This window comes from Clostridium sp. SGI.024 (genome assembly GCF_050315195.1).
Lineage (GTDB): Bacteria > Bacillota > Clostridia > Clostridiales > Clostridiaceae > Clostridium.
This window is the reverse complement of the sequence record NZ_JBNPON010000156.1, coordinates 1-588: the sequence shown is the minus strand read 5'-3', so window position 1 is coordinate 588 and position 588 is coordinate 1. Positions and strand designations below refer to the sequence as shown.

Below are 588 nucleotides of genomic sequence, written 5' to 3'. Positions count from 1 at the left end.
TTAGATCCTATACCTGTAAATGCAGCTTCATACTTTCCTAATGTTATTGCTTCTAAATCTAAGCTAACAAATTGCTCATCATATGCCCAATTTACATATCTATCTTCAAAGAAGAAGGCTATTTTACCATCTTTTTGTAGACTCATTGTTGAATATCCACTATATAGTTCTTGTACAATATATGGTGTAGTATTCCATCCAGTAATAAATTCACTAACAGTAGTTTCATTTGGATCAAGCTCCTTATAGAAAATACTTACACCTTTTCTTATACCTCCTCCATTTAATGCAGGAAGGGATTGTAATGCTAAATATTTATATTCTTTAGTTCTAATATCTCTAGCATATACAATAAGTAGTTCTCCATTAGTTGCATATGTTCCATTACCAAGTGTAACTTTTTGATGCTTGTCTTCCCAACTTCCTGATGCAAATTTATTATCGTCTTTATTATAAGTAAATATGTTAACAAATCTTCCTGTTTCAGTTCTACTTGTAATAACAACATTTCCATTTGGTAATTCTTCTAATTTAGCTTCATCACCATTTGGTACTGGAATTGCATCTTTTCCACCTAAAACATTCCAA

The 588-nt window shown here is 30.8% G+C and carries 1 protein-coding gene; it reads right to left on the bottom strand.

The annotated features are described in order from the left end of the window. Window positions 1-588, bottom strand: a 588-nt coding sequence (locus ACQRD5_RS17165; RefSeq protein ID WP_427747118.1) for a sialidase family protein, incomplete at both ends; no start/stop codon positions are given.